This window comes from Pseudomonas sp. H2_D02 (assembly GCF_054677635.1).
Map to the genome: position 1 here is coordinate 5,830,363 of NZ_CP162816.1, position 17,292 is coordinate 5,847,654.

General features: G+C 60.7%; 18 protein-coding genes and 1 other RNA gene. 4 read left to right on the forward strand and 15 right to left on the reverse strand.

The genetic code is table 11. The features are described from left to right. Position 1: 1 nt before the first annotated feature. The 9 genes from mraY to rsmI form a co-directional block, all read right to left on the reverse strand. Complete coding sequence (mraY, locus tag AB4N42_RS26670; RefSeq protein ID WP_030139681.1) at positions 2–1,084, reverse strand: phospho-N-acetylmuramoyl-pentapeptide-transferase; 1,083 nt, start codon at positions 1,082–1,084, stop codon at positions 2–4. After that, positions 1,084–2,451 (reverse strand): UDP-N-acetylmuramoyl-tripeptide--D-alanyl-D-alanine ligase, encoded by a 1,368-nt coding sequence (locus AB4N42_RS26675; RefSeq protein ID WP_323154176.1) that lies wholly within the window; start codon positions 2,449–2,451, stop codon positions 1,084–1,086. Before AB4N42_RS26675 ends, mraY begins: the two co-directional genes overlap by 1 nt. Then, the gene (locus AB4N42_RS26680) at positions 2,444–3,907 is read right to left on the reverse strand and encodes a UDP-N-acetylmuramoyl-L-alanyl-D-glutamate--2,6-diaminopimelate ligase (RefSeq protein ID WP_217861299.1); all 1,464 of its coding nucleotides are present in this window, start codon (positions 3,905–3,907) and stop codon (positions 2,444–2,446) included. The genes AB4N42_RS26675 and AB4N42_RS26680 overlap by 8 nt, the downstream gene beginning before the upstream one ends. After that, on the reverse strand, positions 3,907–5,646 hold the full coding sequence (locus tag AB4N42_RS26685) for a peptidoglycan D,D-transpeptidase FtsI family protein (RefSeq protein ID WP_181287711.1): 1,740 nt from the start codon (positions 5,644–5,646) through the stop codon (positions 3,907–3,909). Before AB4N42_RS26685 ends, AB4N42_RS26680 begins: the two co-directional genes overlap by 1 nt. After that, positions 5,646–5,939 carry a cell division protein FtsL gene (gene ftsL / locus AB4N42_RS26690; protein ID WP_003178214.1) on the reverse strand — a complete coding sequence of 98 codons (294 nt, stop codon included), beginning with the start codon at positions 5,937–5,939 and terminating at the stop codon, positions 5,646–5,648. The genes AB4N42_RS26685 and ftsL overlap by 1 nt, the downstream gene beginning before the upstream one ends. Continuing rightward, positions 5,936–6,883 (reverse strand): 16S rRNA (cytosine(1402)-N(4))-methyltransferase RsmH, encoded by a 948-nt coding sequence (rsmH, locus tag AB4N42_RS26695; RefSeq protein ID WP_030139685.1) that lies wholly within the window; start codon positions 6,881–6,883, stop codon positions 5,936–5,938. Before rsmH ends, ftsL begins: the two co-directional genes overlap by 4 nt. Beyond that, positions 6,880–7,335 carry a division/cell wall cluster transcriptional repressor MraZ gene (mraZ, locus tag AB4N42_RS26700; protein WP_003205355.1) on the reverse strand — a complete coding sequence of 152 codons (456 nt, stop codon included), beginning with the start codon at positions 7,333–7,335 and terminating at the stop codon, positions 6,880–6,882. The genes rsmH and mraZ overlap by 4 nt, the downstream gene beginning before the upstream one ends. Before the next feature lie 309 nt (positions 7,336–7,644). Next, positions 7,645–7,998, reverse strand: an RNA gene (gene rnpB / locus AB4N42_RS26705) — RNase P RNA component class A. 74 nt (positions 7,999–8,072) lie between these two features. Beyond that, on the reverse strand, positions 8,073–8,978 hold the full coding sequence (gene rsmI / locus AB4N42_RS26710; RefSeq protein WP_460115573.1) for a 16S rRNA (cytidine(1402)-2'-O)-methyltransferase: 906 nt from the start codon (positions 8,976–8,978) through the stop codon (positions 8,073–8,075). Positions 8,979–9,333: 355 nt separating this feature from the next. Between rsmI and AB4N42_RS26715 the strand changes: the two genes are divergently transcribed. The 4 genes from AB4N42_RS26715 (at position 9,334) to AB4N42_RS26730 (ending at position 12,775) form a co-directional block, all read left to right on the forward strand. Further along, complete coding sequence (locus AB4N42_RS26715; RefSeq protein ID WP_460115574.1) at positions 9,334–11,145, forward strand: penicillin-binding protein activator; 1,812 nt, start codon at positions 9,334–9,336, stop codon at positions 11,143–11,145. Continuing rightward, on the forward strand, positions 11,145–11,507 hold the full coding sequence (locus AB4N42_RS26720; RefSeq protein WP_030139688.1) for a YraN family protein: 363 nt from the start codon (positions 11,145–11,147) through the stop codon (positions 11,505–11,507). The genes AB4N42_RS26715 and AB4N42_RS26720 overlap by 1 nt, the downstream gene beginning before the upstream one ends. Positions 11,508–11,606: 99 nt before the next feature. Then, positions 11,607–12,200, forward strand: coding sequence for a phosphoheptose isomerase (locus tag AB4N42_RS26725; RefSeq protein WP_007928463.1), 594 nt, complete (start codon positions 11,607–11,609; stop codon positions 12,198–12,200). Continuing rightward, the gene (locus tag AB4N42_RS26730) at positions 12,197–12,775 is read left to right on the forward strand and encodes a BON domain-containing protein (RefSeq protein ID WP_030139689.1); all 579 of its coding nucleotides are present in this window, start codon (positions 12,197–12,199) and stop codon (positions 12,773–12,775) included. The genes AB4N42_RS26725 and AB4N42_RS26730 overlap by 4 nt, the downstream gene beginning before the upstream one ends. Before the next feature lie 61 nt (positions 12,776–12,836). Here the strand turns inward: AB4N42_RS26730 and AB4N42_RS26735 are convergent, their stop codons facing one another. From AB4N42_RS26735 to petA, 6 genes are all read right to left on the reverse strand, one after another. Next, the gene (locus AB4N42_RS26735; RefSeq protein ID WP_460116427.1) at positions 12,837–13,091 is read right to left on the reverse strand and encodes a nucleoid-structuring protein H-NS; all 255 of its coding nucleotides are present in this window, start codon (positions 13,089–13,091) and stop codon (positions 12,837–12,839) included. Between the two features lie 192 nt (positions 13,092–13,283). Further along, positions 13,284–13,697, reverse strand: coding sequence for a ClpXP protease specificity-enhancing factor (locus AB4N42_RS26740; protein WP_030138558.1), 414 nt, complete (start codon positions 13,695–13,697; stop codon positions 13,284–13,286). Positions 13,698–13,713: 16 nt separating this feature from the next. After that, positions 13,714–14,331, reverse strand: a complete 618-nt coding sequence (locus tag AB4N42_RS26745; protein WP_030138559.1) for a glutathione S-transferase N-terminal domain-containing protein — start codon at positions 14,329–14,331, stop codon at positions 13,714–13,716. 152 nt (positions 14,332–14,483) lie between these two features. Then, the gene (locus AB4N42_RS26750) at positions 14,484–15,266 is read right to left on the reverse strand and encodes a cytochrome c1 (protein ID WP_030138560.1); all 783 of its coding nucleotides are present in this window, start codon (positions 15,264–15,266) and stop codon (positions 14,484–14,486) included. After that, positions 15,266–16,477: a cytochrome b gene (locus tag AB4N42_RS26755; RefSeq protein ID WP_030138561.1), complete on the reverse strand. Its 1,212-nt coding sequence runs from the start codon at positions 16,475–16,477 to the stop codon at positions 15,266–15,268. Before AB4N42_RS26755 ends, AB4N42_RS26750 begins: the two co-directional genes overlap by 1 nt. Continuing rightward, a complete protein-coding gene (gene petA, locus AB4N42_RS26760; protein WP_030138562.1) occupies positions 16,477–17,070 on the reverse strand; it encodes a ubiquinol-cytochrome c reductase iron-sulfur subunit in 594 nt (197 codons plus the stop codon). The genes AB4N42_RS26755 and petA overlap by 1 nt, the downstream gene beginning before the upstream one ends. Between the last annotated feature and the right edge of the window lie 222 nt (positions 17,071–17,292).

The window sequence follows — 17,292 nt, forward strand, 5'->3', positions numbered from 1 at the left end:
TCTACCTCAGCTTCAGGGTGGCAAGGCCGATCAGCACCAGAATCACGGTGATGATCCAGAAACGGACGATCACGCGCGGCTCGGGCCAGCCCTTGAGTTCAAAGTGGTGGTGGATCGGCGCCATGCGGAATACACGGCGGCCGGTCAATTTAAAGGAGGCAACCTGAATGACGACTGACAGGGTCTCCATCACGAACACGCCGCCCATGATGAACAGGACGATTTCCTGGCGAACGATGACCGCGATGGTGCCCAGGGCCGCGCCCAGCGCCAGCGCGCCGACATCGCCCATGAAGACTTGCGCCGGGTAGGTGTTGAACCACAGGAAACCCAGGCCGGCACCGATCAGCGCACCGCAGAACACAATCAGCTCACCGGCGCCCGGCACGTAAGGGATCAGCAGGTATTCGGCGAACTTCACGTTACCCGACAGGTAGCAGAAGATCCCCAGTGCACCGCCGACCATCACCGTCGGCATGATCGCCAGGCCGTCGAGGCCATCGGTGAGGTTGACCGCGTTGCTCGAACCGACGATCACCAGGTAGGTCAGCACGATGAAGCCAGCGCCCAGCGGGATGCTGTAGTCCTTGAGCATCGGCAGGATCAGGGTGGTTTCCACCGGCGAGGCGGCGGTCATATAAAGGAAGATCGCCGCGCCGAGGCCGAACACCGACTGCCAGAAATATTTCCAGCGGCTTGGCAGACCACGGGAGTTCTTCTCAATGACCTTGCGGTAGTCGTCGACCCAGCCGATGGCGCCGAAGAACAGCGTCACCAGCAGCACGACCCAGACGTAACGGTTCGCCAGGTCGGCCCAGAGCAAGGTGCTGATGCCGATCGACGACAGGATCAGCGCGCCGCCCATGGTCGGCGTACCGGATTTGGACAGGTGCGATTGCGGGCCGTCGTTACGGACCGACTGGCCAATCTGCAGGCTCTGCAGGGTGCGGATCATCCACGGGCCCAGGAACAGCGACAACGACAACGCGGTCAGCACACCCAGGATCCCGCGCAGGGTCAGGTACTGGAAGACCGCGAAGCCTTTGTGGAACTGTTGCAGGTACTCCGCTAGCAGCAGCAGCATTAATGTTTCTCCATACGGGTGCCGCACAAAGCCGCCACGATGTTTTCCATCGCCGCACTGCGTGAGCCCTTGATCAATAAGGTGGTGTTCGGATCTTGCTCGGCGCCCAGGGCCTGGATCAGCTCGGCCTGGGTGGTGAAATGCTGTGCGTGCTCGCCAAACGCCGCCACGGCGTGGGCCATCATTGGCCCAACGGCGTACAGCGCGTCGACCTTGCCGCGCGCATACGCGCCGACATCATGGTGGCCTTGTTGCGCCCACTCGCCCAACTCGCCGATATCGCCGAGCACCAGCACGGTGCGACCGGAGAAGCCTGCAAGGATATCCACGGCCGCGCACATCGATGTCGGGTTGGCGTTGTAGGTGTCGTCGATGACGCGCATGCCGTTGCTCGCCAGTTGCGCGACGCTGCGGCCCTTGACCGGTTGCACCGCGTTCAATCCAGCGACGATGCCTGGCAGCGAAACACCCAGCGCATGGGCGGCCGCAGCGGCGGCCAGGGCATTGGCAACGTTATGGGTGCCGAGCAGGTTCAACTGCACGCGCTCGGCGCCGTCAGGGCTGTGCAGGTTGAAAGCCGGGCAGCCGCGGGCATCGCGGTCCAGGTCGCTGGCGTAGAAATTCGCCGCGAGGTTGCTCAGGGCGAAGGTCAGCACCTTGCGCTCGCCCGCCCGGGCCTTCCAGATTTCAAATGCCTTGTCGTCGAGATTGAGCACGGCGACGCCATCGGCAGCCAGCCCCTCGATGATCTCGCCCTTGGCCTCGACGATTTTTTCCGGGCCGCCGAACTCGCCGACGTGAGCGGTCCCGGCGTTGTTGAGCACCGCCACGTGGGGCTTGGTCATGCCGACGGTGTAGGCAATCTCGCCGACCCGCGAAGCACCCAGCTCGATGACGGCGGCACTGTGCTCCGGCGCCAGTTCAAGCAGGGTCAACGGTACGCCGAGGTCGTTGTTCAGGTTGCCACGGGTCGCCAACACCGGACCGCGCGTGCGCAAGATACTGGCGAGCATTTCCTTGACCGTGGTCTTGCCGCTGGAGCCGGTAATGGCCGCGACCGGGTTGGCAAATGCCGCGCGATTCAACGCACCGAGCTGGCCCAGGGCCTGGCGGGTGTCGCCGACCAGCAATTGTGGCAGCGTGCTGTTGGTCACCTCGCGCTCGACCAACGCCGCGACCGCGCCTTTGCCCGCCACTTCGTTCAGATAATCGTGGCCGTCGAAACGCGGCCCGGCCAGGGCGATGAACAACTGGCCCGGGGCGATCGCCCGGCTGTCGATGCTGACGCCGTTGAACGTGGCGTCCGCTGCGATCAGGCGCGCGCCCAGGGCGTTGGTCAGTTCGCTGAGCTTCAAGGCCTTAAGCATGGGCCACCTCCCATGCGGTCAGCGCGTGATCGGCTTCCACCAGATCGGAAAACGCGTGGCGCTCACCGTTGATTTCCTGGTAGTCCTCGTGCCCTTTGCCGGCCAGGACAATGACGTCATTCGCCGACGCACTGGCGATCAATTGGGCAATGGCCTGGCCGCGTCCGGCCACGAAGGTGACGTTATCCACCGCCGAGAAACCGGCACGGATATCGTCGAAAATCCGCAACGGGTCTTCGCTGCGCGGGTTGTCGTCAGTGACGAGGACACCATCGGCCAGCCGCTCTACGACCTCAGCCATCAACGGACGCTTGCCACGGTCACGATCACCGCCACAGCCGAACAGGCACAGCAACCGACCCTTGGCGTGAGGGCGCAACGCCGTAAGGACTTTTTCCAATGCGTCAGGGGTGTGGGCGTAATCGACCACCACCAGCGGCTGGGTGCCACCGCCCAAGCGCTGCATGCGCCCGGCCGGGCCTTCAAGCTTCGGCAAGACCTTGAGAATTTCATCCAGCGCGTAGTCCAACCCGAGCAAGGCGCCGACGGCGGCCAATACGTTGCTCAGATTGAAGCGACCCAGCAGGGTGCTGCGCAAATGGTGTTCACCCTGAGGGGTAACCAGCGTGGCGCGCACGCCTTCGTCATCGAACTGTGCCTGGCGTACATAAAGGTAGGCACTGGCGTCTTCCAGGCTGTAGGTAATCAACCGGGACTCGCGCTGCTCGGCGGCCAGTTGCCGACCGAACTCGTCATCGATATTGATGACCCGGCACTTCAGGTTGTTCCAGGCGAACAGCCGGGCCTTGGCCTCGCCGTAGGCCTGCATCGTGCCGTGGTAATCCAGGTGATCGCGGGACAGGTTGGTCAGCACCGCTACATCGAAGGCCAGCGCGGTGACCCGGCCTTGATCGAGACCGTGGGAAGAGACTTCCATCGCGACGGCCTTGGCCCCGGCCTTCTTCAGGTCTGCCAGGGTCGCTTGCACAGCGATCGGATTCGGCGTGGTGTGCAGCCCGCTTTGCAGGGCGCCGTGGAAACCATTGCCCAGGGTCCCGACGATGCCGCAATGCTGCCCGAGCAGATCCAGCGCCTGCGCCACCAGTTGGGTCACGCTGGTCTTGCCGTTGGTGCCGGTCACCCCAATCAGGTTCAGGTGACGGCTCGGCTCGCCATAAAAGCGTCCGGCAATATCCGACAACTGCGCCGCCAGCCCCTTGACCGGAATCAGCGGGACGTCGGTGATCGGCAGCACGGTTGCGCCGTTCACTTCATAGGCCACGGCGGCCGCTCCGCGTTTCAACGCGTCGGCAATGTGGTCGCGGCCATCGAAACGGGCTCCCGGCACGGCCAGGAACAGGTCACCGGCGCGCACGTCACGGCTGTCGAGGGCCAATTCGCGAATCAGCAGGTCATGACCGGCGTGGGCAAAAATCTTGTTCAGGCTCAGGGACATCAGCCACGCCCTCCGTCAGCTTTCAAGGGAACGACCGGGGCGGTACTCGCCTGCTGGGTCGGCGGCAGGTTGTCCGGGGTAACGTTCATCAGGCGCAGGGTTCCGGACATCACTTTGCTGAACACCGGAGCGGAAACCAGGCCACCGAAGTAACCGGCCTTGCTCGGTTCGTCGATGACCACCACGATGGCGTAGCGCGGGTCGCTCATCGGGCCGAAGCCGGCGAACAGCGAACGATAGGAGTTTTCGGCATAGCCCTTGGTGCCCACGGACGTCTTGCGGGCCGTACCCGACTTCCCGGCGACGTGATAGGCCGGCACCTGGGCGCGATAGACACCGCGCGGGGCCTCGATCACCTGTTGCAGCATGCCCTGCATGGTCTTGGCGACGTTTTCCGGGATGACCTGGGTCGTCTGCGGCGCCTTGTCAGTCTTGATCAGCGTCAGCGGTGCGATACGCCCGTTGTTGGCCAACGCGGAAAACGCGTGGACGAGCTGGATCGCGGTTACGGAAACACCGTAGCCGTACGACAACGTGGCGGTTTCAGCCTTGCGCCAGTCACGGTAGTTCGGCAGGTTGCCGACGCGCTCGCCCGGGAAGCCCAGGCCGGTGTCCTGGCCAAGGCCGATTTTCTGGGCCAGGCGATAGATCGTTTCGCCGCCGATATCGAAGGCGATCTTGCTCATGCCGACGTTACTGGAGTTGATCAGGATACCGGTCAGGTCAAGCACCGGCCCTTCGGTCTTGGACACGTCGCGAATGGTGTACTTGCCGATCTGCAGGGTGCCGGGGTACACCTCGACGGTGTCGCTCGGTTTCCAGCGCCCGGTTTCAAGGGCGGCGGCCATGGACACCGCCTTCATGGTCGAGCCCGGCTCGAACACGTCGATCATGGCGCGGTTGCGCATCATCGCCGGTTGCAGGTTGCGGCGGTTGTTCGGGTTGTAGGTCGGCTGGTTGACCATGGCCAGGATCTCGCCGGTCTTCACATCCATGATCACCAGGCTGCCGGCCTTGGCACCGTTCTCGACGATGGCATTGCGCAACTCGCGGTTGGCCAGGTATTGCAGGCGCAGGTCAATGGACAACGCCAAGGGCTTGCCGGCCTTGGCGTTTTTGGTGACTTGGACATCCTTGATCAACCGGCCGCGCCGGTCCTTGATGACCTGGCGCTTGCCGGCGACCCCGGCAAGCCATTCGTCATAGGCCAGTTCGACCCCTTCCCGCCCTCGATCATCGATATCGGTAAACCCGACCATATGGGCAGTGACTTCACCGGCCGGGTAGAAGCGCCGGAACTCTTCAATGCCATAAACGCCCGGCACTTTCAGATCGAGCACGCTCTGGCCCTGCTCGGGGGTCAACCCGCGCACCAGATAGATGAATTCTTTATTGGCCTGGGCTTCAAGCCGTTCAGCCAGGGCCTTTGGATCCTGGCCGAGAGCGGCAGCCAGCGCCGGCCATTTCTCCTTGGCCTGCTGCATTTCCTTGGCGTTCGCCCACAAGGTCGTCACCGGCGTACTCACGGCCAACGGTTCGCCGTTGCGGTCGGTGATCAGGCCACGGTGGGCCGGGATCGGAATGTGACGCACGCTACGGGCGTCGCCCTGGCCCTTGAGGAAATCACGGTCGACCACTTGCAAGTCGATGATGCGCCACGAAATCGCCGCGACCATGATGCCGAGCAAGCCCAGGACCAGGCGGAACCGCCACGGGAACAGTGCCCCTTCGAGCTTCATCATGGCGCCACCATCTGCACTTCGGCGGCGCCGGGGATGCGCATCTTCAATTGTTCAGTGGCCAACACTTCGATACGGCTGTGGGCAGTCCAGGTGCTTTGCTCCAGGATCAACCGACCCCACTCGGCCTGCGCCTTGTCGCGCACGCTCAGCTCGTTGTAAAGGGTATTGAGCAACTGGCGATTCCAGTGCGCGCTGTAAGACACGGCAATGGCCGACACGAGCACGCCGATAAACAGCAGCAGCATGAAAAAGCTGCCGCCCGGCAGGGGCTTGGCGAAGAGCTTGCTCACCGCAACTTCTCCGCGACGCGCATGACCGCACTACGGGCACGTGGATTGGCCTTGAGCTCGGCCTCGGAGGCGAACTGCGCTTTGCCGTGAATCTTGATTTTCGGTACGAAGGCTTCGAAACGCACCGGCAGGTTGCGCGGCAGGTTATCGGCTTCGCCTTTGGTGAGCTTGCGCATGAACAGTTTGACGATACGGTCTTCCAGGGAGTGGAAGCTGATCACCACCAGGCGACCACCCACCTCCAGCGCTTCAAGGGCGGCATCAAGGCCAGCCTCGAGATCACCCAACTCGTTGTTGACGTGAATGCGCAGGCCTTGGAAAGCTCGGGTTGCCGGATTCTTGCCTTTTTCCCAGGCCGGGTTGGCCACTTTCAATACTTCGGCCAAGTCACCGGTACGCTCGAACGGCTTGATGTCACGACGCTCGACCACGGCACGGGCCATGCGACCGGAGAAACGCTCTTCGCCGTACTCCTTGAAGACACGGGCGATTTCTTCCACCGGGGCGGTATTGACGAATTCAGCAGCGCTGATGCCGCGGGACGGGTCCATACGCATGTCCAGCGGACCGTCATTGAGGAAACTGAAGCCGCGCTCAGGATCGTCCAGCTGCGGCGAAGAGACGCCGAGATCCAGCAGCACGCCGCTGATCTTGCCGGCCAAGCCGCGCTGTTCGACTTCCGCACCCAGCTCGGCAAAGCTGCGCTGCACAACGACAAAGCGGCCGTCTTCGGCCGCCAGCGCTTGCCCGGTGGCAATCGCTTGAGGATCCTTGTCGAACCCCAGTAACCGACCGCCCGGCCCGAGCAGGCTGAGGATCAGCCGGCTGTGTCCGCCACGTCCGAACGTGCCGTCCAGATAGCAGCCATCAGGACGTACGGCGAGAGCCTCGACGGCTTCGTCAAGCAGTACGGTGATGTGGTTAAAGCCGCTATCAATAGTCACAGGATCAAATCACGCAGTTCATCAGGCATGGCGCCCGGTTGTTGAATAGCAGCAAGGTCAGCGGCGGAAACCGCATTCCAGGCATCTTCGTCCCACAGCTGGAACTTGTTCAGTTGGCCCACCAGCATCGCGCGCTTGTCCAACTTGGCGTATTCGCGCAGGCGCGGCGGCACCAGGAAACGACCGCTGCCGTCGAGTTCGAGGTCGACGGCATTACCGATCAGCAAGCGTTGCAGGCGGCGGTTTTCTTCTCGCAACGAAGGCAATGCGCGCAGTTTGGTTTCGATGATTTCCCACTCATCCAGAGGGTAAACGCACAAACATGGATCAACAGCGTCGATCGTGACGATTAACTGCCCGGAACTTCGCGAAACGAGCTCGTCACGATACCGGCTGGGCATGGCGAGCCGGCCTTTTGCATCGAGACTGATTGCGTTAGCTCCGCGAAACACGTCAGCGTTTCTCCACTTTTTGGCGTTTTACCTTCAAAAAAACCCACTTCATGCCACTTTCCGCCACTTGCGCACACTATAGGAATGCGCCCACCGCACCGTCAAGGCGCGTAATGAAGGAAAAGCCTTATAGATCGGAGATTTAGGAGCGTTTCAGGAGGGGTAACAAGAATCTGACGTAGGAAAATTCGCCTCAACTCAAAGCAGCACAGGAGGCTGCGCGCACAAGTTAAAGTGATTTGTTAAGAGTAAGATTTTTTTGGTATTAGGAATGGCTTCTGCCAGTGATTCCGGCAGGGAGGGAAAAAGGTGGAGAGTCGATCTGTAAGCCGGGTTCTGTCTTGAACAGTCATTCGTCTACGATGGCCATCACTGGACATCTTTAGCAACCTACCCGGTCCCAGCGCGGGCCACGCCTTGGGACCCTATTTGGTCTTGCTCCAAGTGGGGTTTACCTAGCCACGAACTGTTGCCAGCCGTGCGGTGCGCTCTTACCGCACCTTTTCACCCTTACCGGCGCCGAAGCGCTTAGGCGGTTATTTTCTGTGGCACTTTCCGTAGGCTCACGCCTCCCAGGCATTACCTGGCACTTCGCCCTATGGAGCCCGGACTTTCCTCCCCCCCCTAATTTTCATAGAGGGCAGCGACTGTCCGATCGACTCTCCGCCGCGAAGGTTAACGGTAGAGCGGCTCAAGAACAAGCGATAAAAGCCCATGGCCAGCCCGATGCGCCGGTTTCATTGGCCCTTCTGTTTTTCCAGCGCGACCTGATACAGCACATTCTTGCGCTCGCCGGTGATCTGCGCCGCGAGGGCTGCGGCCCGCTTGAGCGGCATTTCCTCCAGCAACAGGTCGAGAATGCGCATTGCCTCGGCGCTGACCGCGTCTTCGCTTTCAGGCGGAGTCCAGCCCGCCACCAGCACGACACACTCACCACGCTGTTGATTACTGTCGCCTTCGACGAAGGCTCGCAGCTCCGCCAACGGCAGGCCCTTGAGGGTTTCGAACGTCTTGGTCAACTCCCGGGCCAGCAGCGCCTGGCGCTCGGGACCGAACACCTGCTCCATGTCTTGCAGGCACTCCAGAATGCGGTGCGGCGCCTCATAGAAGATCAGCGTGCGCGGTTCTTCCTTTATAGCCTCCAGGCGCGCCCGCCGCCCGACCGCCTTGGCTGGCAGGAAACCTTCGAAGATGAAACGGTCCGACGGCAAGCCGGCCGCCGACAGCGCCGCGATCAATGCGCAAGCCCCGGGCACCGGCACCACATTGATACCAGCAGCACGCGCCTGGCGTACCAGGTGATAACCCGGATCGGAAATCAGCGGCGTGCCCGCATCGGAAATCAGCGCCACGTTATCGCCTGCCAGCAGACGGGTGATGAAACGACTGCCCTCGTCCCGCTCGTTATGTTCGTGACATGCCGCCAATGGCGTGAAAATCCCGAAATGCTGCATCAGGCGCTGGGAGTGACGCGTGTCTTCAGCTGCGATCAGGGCGACTTCCCGCAGAATTTTCAGCGCCCGGGCACTGATATCGTCCAGGTTGCCGATGGGGGTCGCCACCACGTAAAGCGAGCCAGCAGCGGAATTCAAAGCACCTGGAGCAGTCAAAACGCGTACCTCATGATCGGTAAAAACCGCCATTGTAGCGTGTAGCGGCGGTCTCGGCTGTTCGCAGTACCGGGTAGCCTGGGGCAGTACTGCTTACGTGAGAATGTACGCAAGCCATTGTGGCGAGGGAGCTTGCTCCCGCTCGGCTGCGCAGCAGTCGTAAAAATCTGACAGCCAAATCTTGATGTACCGCGTTGGATGGTTTTGGGGCCGCTACGCAGCCCAGCGGGAGCAAGCTCCCTCGCCACAGGGGTCAATGCCAGTCTTTTATGCTGCGCCGCACTCTTTGAAATACCTAAATTGATCGATTCACACCACTAACATCGCGCCCCGGCCAGCGCTTGGGTACAATTCGACGCTAATTTGATCTCGTATCAGGAACATTTACATGATCGCTTGCCTGCGGCTGCTCTCCGCCCTCTGCCTCGCTGCCCTCCTGGCCGCTTGCGCCAGCTCGCCCTCGTCCAGCCTTGGCGAACTTCCACGGACCCCGGATGCCAGTATCGAGCAATTGCTCGAACAGGCCACCCAAAGCAAAAACCCGGAAAAAGCTGCCCTGCTGCGCCTGAGTGCCGCAGACCTGGCCTACCGTCAAGGCAATGCTGGCCAGTCCGCACAGATCCTGCAACAGGTGCCGATGGAGTCACTCAAGCCCGGCCAACAGATCTTCGCCAGCACGCTGTCGGCCGAACTGGCCATGACACGCAACCAGCCCAAGGCTGCCCTGGCTTCGCTGAACCATCCGAGCCTGCAACACCTGAGCGAAATGCCGGTGGAGCAGCAGGTCCGCACCGGCACCGTCCGTGCTCGCGCCCTTGAAGCCGATGGCCAGACCCTGGCCGCTGCCAAGGAGCGGATCTTTATCGCCCCACTGCTGGAAGGCGAAGCGGCGGCAAAAAACCATGAGGCGATCTGGACCCTGATCGCCTCGCTGCCTACCGATCAACTGCAGCCGACCACCACCGATGACCTCGGCGGCTGGTTGAGCCTGGCCAAGGCCGTGAAAACCGCCGGCACCCTGGAACAGCAACAGGCGGCGATCGATAGCTGGCGCGAACAGAACCCGAAACATCCGGCCGCGCTTCAATTGCCGACGCCACTGGTCAAGCTCAAGGAGCTGGCGAGCCAGCCATTGAGCAAGATCGCCTTGCTGCTGCCGCAGAACGGCCCGCTGGCCTCGGTCGCCAAGGCCTTGCGTGATGGCTTCATGGCCGCGCACTACCAGGCCCAAACGGCCGGGCAGAAGCCGCCAAGCATCCAGATCTATGACAGCTCCAGCCTGACCTCCATGGATGAGTTCTATCGCAAGGCCCAGGCTGATGGCGTGCAGTTGGTAGTCGGCCCGCTGGAAAAACCATTGGTCAAGCAGATCAGCACGCGCCCACAACTGCCGATCACCACCTTGGCCTTGAACTACAGCGAAGGCGAACAAGGCCCACCCCAACTGTTCCAGTTCGGCCTGGCGCCGGAAGACGAAGCCCGCGAAGTGTCCCGTCGCGCCCGCGCCGACGGCCTGCATCGTGCCGCCGCCATGGTGCCGAAAGGCGAATGGGGCGATCGTGTATTGAAGGCCTTCAGCCAGGATTGGCAGGCCAACGGCGGGACCATCGTTGCGATCGAGCGTGTCGACCAACCCGTGCAACTGGCCCAGCAGATCGCCGACATGTTCCAACTGCGCCAGAGTGAAGGTCGCGCCAAGAGCCTGCAGAACACGGTAGGCACCACGGTCGCTGCCCAGCCGTCTCGTCGCCAGGACATCGAGTTCATTTTCCTCGCATCGACGCCACAGCAGGCCCAGCAGATCAAGCCAACCCTGAACTTCCAGTACGCTGGCGACGTGCCAGTCTATGCAACGTCTTCGGTGTTCAGCGTCAGCGGCGACCAGAACCAGTACAACGACATGAATGGCGTGCGCTTCTGCGAAACACCATGGCTGCTCGACGCCAACGACCCACTGCGCCAACAAGTGACTGCACAATGGCCCCAGGCCGGTGGCAGCCTGGGCCGATTGTATGCGATGGGAGCCGACGCCTATCGCCTCGCTCCGCGCCTGGGCCAACTCAAGACGCTTCCGGACAGCCGCATCGAAGGCCTTTCAGGCAGCCTGGCGATCTCGCCGACCCAGCGCGTGCAACGTCAATTGCCGTGGGCCCATTTCGTCAATGGCCAGGTGCAGCGCCTGCCGGACACCCAGCGCTGATGCCCGATCGATCACACTTGCAAAGCGGAAAGGATGCCGAGGGCCACGCCCTCGCGCATCTGCAGCAACAAGGCCTGCGCCTGCTGGCGCAGAACTGGTTATGCAAGCGCGGCGAGCTGGATCTGGTCATGCTTGACGGCGATACAGTAGTATTCGTCGAGGTCCGCTATAGGAAAAATACCCAATGGGGTGGCGCGCTCGACAGCGTTGACGAGCGCAAACGCCGAAAGCTGGTTTTCGCCGCGCAGTATTTCCTGCAAAGCGAGTCTCGCTGGGCCGATCATCCCTGCCGCTTCGACGTGGTTGCCATCGACAGCAGCGTCGACCAGTTGAACTGGCTGCAGAATGCCTTCGACAGTTGAGCCCAGCCGAGCCGGACACCCCCACTTAACTTTTTTGCTCTTTGCTTTGCGCGCCGCACATGCCTGTGCCGATAAGTCGCGCTACTTAAGGTCACACAGATGGACATGCAATCGCGAATCCGCCAGCTTTTTCAGGCCAGCATCGACACCAAGCAACAGGCGATGGACGTACTTGCACCGCACATCGAGCAAGCCAGCCAAGTGATGGTCAACGCCCTGCTCAACGAGGGCAAGATGCTCTCATGCGGCAACGGCGGCTCCGCCGGCGATGCCCAGCACTTCTCCTCGGAGCTGCTCAACCGTTTCGAACGCGAGCGCCCGAGCCTGCCGGCCATCGCGCTGACGACCGACAGCTCGACGATCACCTCGATTGCCAATGACTACAGCTACAACGAAGTCTTCTCCAAGCAGATCCGCGCCCTCGGCCAGCCCGGCGATGTGCTTCTGGCGATTTCCACCAGCGGTAACTCGGCCAATATTATTCAAGCGATCCAGGCCGCACATGATCGCGAAATGATTGTCGTAGCATTGACCGGTCGCGACGGCGGCGGCATGGCATCCCTGCTCTTGCCCGAAGATGTCGAGATTCGCGTACCAGCCAATGTCACCGCACGTATCCAGGAAGTCCACCTGCTGGCGATCCACTGCCTTTGCGACTTGATCGACAGCCAACTGTTCGGGAGTGAAGAATGACCCCTAATCGCCTAGGCCTTCTGGCCCTGACCCTGTGCCTCGGCATCAGCGGCTGCACATCGGTGGTTAACGCCAGCCGGGAAAAGCCGATTGAAGATGACCGCGGCACCCGCACCTTCGGCAGCAAGATCGATGACTCGCTGATCGAAACCAAAGTTGGCGTGAACATCGCCAAGGCCGACCCGGACCTGGACAACAACTCGCACATCGTCGTCACCAGCTTCAACGGTGTCGTACTGCTGGCCGGCCAGACGCCACGCGCCGACCTCAAGGCCAAGGCCGAACAGGAAGCCAGCGCCGTGCAGCGGGTCAAGACCGTGCATAACGAACTGCAGGTCCTCCAGCCCTCCTCCCTGCTGGCGCGCCAGAACGATGCCTGGCTGACGACCAAGATCAAGACGCAGATGTTGACCGACGCCAGCATTCCAGGATCGCGCATCAAGGTTGTAACCGAGAACGGGATCGTCTATCTGCTGGGGCTGCTGACCAAACAGGAGGCTGCGCAGGCGACCAACCTGGTGCAGGGTGTGTCTGGGGTGCAGAAGATTGTGAAGTTGTTTGAGTACATTGATTGATATAAGTGCTCGTAAAAAAACGGCGCTTTTCCTGAAAAGGAAAGCGCCGTTTTTTTATGTATCATTTGAGACTTGGATCGGCGCGCACCCCGCTCTTGCCCTTGATCTTGATCTTGATCTTGATCTTGCTTTGGACTTTGATCTTCGACGCCCCGTTAACCACGCTGGCCGAACGCAGGCATTGCGCAGTGGACATCCCGGCATGGATGCCGGGATAGCCGCGCTGGGCCAGGGACGGCCCTTCGCGGCGGGCCCACGGAGCAATGCCGGAGTGAGGGCACACCGAGCCTGGGCGAGGTGCCGAGTGGTGGGGCAAGCCTTTTTGCTTACTTTTTTGGCGTCTGAAAAAAGTGAGCCGCCGTAAGGGCGGAACCATAAGCCGCCGTTACCGCAGCAACGGATATACACACCGACTACGACAAAAAAATGCCCGCATCTCACGATACAGGCATTTTCTTCACCAAGTTGCAGGCTATCGCACACTCAATGACTGGCACATATCTGTAGCCTACTTCACCACCTTCAAGCTCGGCCGCCCGGTAGGCCGTGGCGGTTCGTCATCCGGTGGCGGCATGTCATCATCCGCCTCGAACTCTTCTTCGCCATCCAACGGCACTTCCAACTCGAACACCATGCCCTGCCCGTTCTCCCGAGCATAAATCCCCAGGATCGAAGCAATCGGCACATAAAGCGTATGCGGTACCCCGCCAAAACGCCCCTCGAAGCTGACCGCATCGTTGTCCATGTGCAGATGACGCACAGCGGCCGGCGACACGTTCAAGACAATCTGCCCGTCATTGGCAAAACCCTGCGGCACCTGTACCGATGGATACTCGGCGTTAACCAGCATGTGCGGGGTGCAATCGTTGTCCACAATCCACTCGTAGAGCGCGCGGACCAGATAAGGTCGACTGGAGTTCATAGCGGCTCCCTAAGCCTTAGCGCATGTCGCGTTCGACGCCAGACAGACTCGCCTGGAAAGCCTCACGCGCAAATTGGCGCTCCATATAATCAAGCAGCGGCTTGGCGGGCCGCGGCAGTTCGATACCCAGGATCGGCAAACGCCAGAGTATGGGCAATAGGCAGCAATCCACCAGACTTTGTTCCTCACTGAGGAAAAACGGCTTGTCGACAAACAGCGGCGACACGCCCGTCAGGCTTTCGCGCAGCTCCTTGCGCGCCACGACCCGTGCCGGCTCCTTCGTTCGAGGATCCAGGATCAGGTCCACCAACCCGCACCAGTCACGCTGGATGCGGTGAATGAGCAAACGACTGTTCGCACGCGCAACGGGGTACACCGGCAGCAAAGGCGGATGTGGATAACGCTCATCCAGGTATTCCATCACCACAGTCGATTCCCACAACGCCAGGTCGCGATCGACCAGGGTGGGCAGGCTGCCGTAAGGGTTCACCTCGATCAGCTTCGGCGGCTGACGGCCCGCTTCGACGTAAATGATCTCGGCGCTGACACCCTTCTCGGCCAGTACGATACGTACCCGGTGGGAATAGTGGTCGGCGGGGTCGGAGTAACAGGCCAACCGATTGGTCACGCCCATGGCGATCCTCCTCGCTTGTTGAAATTATCGAAAAACGGAAAAACGAGCGCGCCCAGAGGGCGTCTCCCGTAACCACCTGGCCGACCAGGCTCGTTACACCTTCAGAGACGCCCTTGGGCGCGCACGATTAACAGCAACGGCTTACAGCTTTATCAATGAACGTCTTTCCAGTATTCACGCTTGAGCAGATATGCGAATACGAAGAAGAACGCCAGGTACAGCAAGACATACGTACCGATGCGCTGATGCTCCAGCTTCACCGGGTTGGCCGAGTAGGCCAGGAAGGTCACAAGGTTCTTGACCTTCTCGTCAAACTGCTCAGGCGTCAGGGTGCCGGAGTTCGGCACGATGGTCAGCTGGTCGCAGGCTTCATGGGTCAAGGCCGTGCCGGTCAGCGGATCATACTGCTTCTTGCCGTGTTCGACGATCTGAACCTGTTTGCAGCCTACCACCTGGCGACCCTGGAGGCCGACCAGGACGTTCGGCATGCCGACGTTCGGGAAGACCTTGTTGTTCACGCCCCATGGACGCGCAGGATCTTCATAGAACGAGCGCAAGTAGCCATAGAGCCAGTCGGTGCCACGCACGCGCGCCACCAGGGTCAGGTCGGGCGGCGCTGCACCGAACCAGGTCTTGGCGTCCGCAGGCTGCATGCCGATGGTCATGTGGTCACCCAGCTTGGCACCGGTGAACACCAGCTTCTCGAGCATCATTTCATGGGGGATGCCCAGGTCATCAGCCACACGCTCGTAGCGCTGGAACTTGGCACTGTGGCAACCCATGCAGTAGTTGGCGAACGTACGCGCGCCGTCCTGCATGGCTGCTTTGTCGGAAACGTCGATGTCGACCTTTTCCAGCTCCGGACCACCGTGTTCAGCCGCGAAGGACAGTACAGGCATGGCAGCAAGAATCAGTACAGCAAATAGCTTTTTCATCAGCCAGTCACCCTTTCCGGAACCGGTTTGGTCTTCTCGAGCCTGGTATAGAAAGGCATCAGAATGAAGTAGGCGAAGTAAAGGAACGTGCAAACCTGCGAGAGCAACGTGCGCCCCGGTGTCGGCGCCAGTACGCCCAGCACCCCCAGGATCACGAACGAGATGCAGAACACCACCAGCCAGATCTTGCTCAGCCAGCCTTTATAGCGCATCGACTTGACGGGGCTGCGGTCCAGCCACGGCAGGACGAACAGCACGGCGATGGCTGCGCCCATGGCGATCACACCCAGCAGCTTGTCCGGAATCGCCCGCAGGATTGCGTAGAACGGTGTGAAGTACCAGACCGGCGCAATGTGTTCTGGGGTCTTGAACGCGTTCGCCTGCTCGAAGTTCGGCTTCTCTAGGAAGTAACCGCCCATTTCCGGGAAGAAGAACACGATGGAGCAGAAGATGAACAGGAAGACCACCACGCCGACGATGTCTTTCACGGTGTAGTACGGGTGGAAGGCAATGCCGTCCAGCGGTACGCCGTTCTCGTCCTTGTGCTTCTTGATGTCCACGCCATCCGGGTTGTTCGAACCCACTTCGTGCAGCGCCAGGATGTGCAGCACCACCAGGCCGAGGATCACGATCGGCAGCGCCACGACATGCAGGGCGAAGAAGCGGTTCAGGGTGATACCCGAGATGAGATAGTCACCACGAATCCACTGGGTCAGGTCGTCGCCGATGACCGGGATCGCACCGAACAGCGAGATGATCACCTGGGCGCCCCAGTAGGACATCTGGCCCCAAGGCAGCAGATAGCCCATGAAGGCTTCAGCCATCAGCGCCAGGTAGATCAGCATGCCGAAGACCCACACCAGCTCACGCGGCTTCTGGTACGAACCGTAGAGCAGGCCACGGAACATGTGCAGGTAGACCACGATGAAGAACGCCGAAGCGCCGGTGGAGTGCAGCAGGCGCAGGATCGAGCCGTACTCGACGTCGCGCATGATGTATTCGACGGAGGCAAACGCTTCCTCCGCCGACGGGGTGTAGCTCATGGTCAGCCAGACACCGGTAACGATCTGGTTGACCAGAACGAGCAATGCGAGGGAACCAAAGAAGTAGAAGAAGTTGAAGTTCTTCGGGGCGTAATACTTGCTGAGATGGTCTTCCCACATCTTGGTCGCGGGAAAGCGCGCATCAACCCAATCCATAAGTTTGCTCATCACGCTTTCTCCGTGTCGACGCCGATGACGATGACATCATCCGACTCATAGGAATGCGGGGGAACTGGCAGGTTCAGGGGTGCAGGCTGGGATTTGTAGACGCGACCCGCCAGGTCATAGTGGGAGCCGTGGCATGGGCAGAAATAGCCACCTACCCAATCCTTGCCCAGGTCGGCAGGGGCCACTTCGGGACGGAACGTTGGCGAGCAACCCAGGTGCGTGCAGATCCCGATCAGCAGCAGGACTTCCGGCTTGATCGATCGCGTTTCAGGGTTGACGTATTCCGGTTGGACCGAGTTCTTGGAAGAGGGATCGGACAGCTGGCCCTCGATCTTTTTCAGATTCCCCAGGATCTCCTCTGTACGGCGGACGATGAACACCGGCTGACCGCGCCACTCAGCAATCATCTGCTGGCCTGGCTCGATCTTGCTGACATTCACTTTCACCGGTGCACCTGCGGCTTTCGCCTTGGCGCTGGGAAACCATGACCCCACGAACGGGACCGCAGCCCCCACCGCTCCTGCAGCACCCACCACGGATGTGGCTGCTACCAGGAAGCGACGCCGGCCTGCATTCACGCCGTCATTGCTCATTCAGTCCTCTCCCATCAGCTTTGTGGCCTGTTAGATCAGGCGTCTACTAAGTAAAAATCTGAACTTATAAAAATTTTGCCGAATGGTAATGAAAAGCCCCAATTCTGACAAGGTAATTACCATGCGGCCAAACCGCCAAGCCTTGTAGTATAGGGGCTCTACGAATGTGGCAAGTTGTCACAGAGCAATTATTTCGCACATAAAAAAACGCCCAGCTCCGTG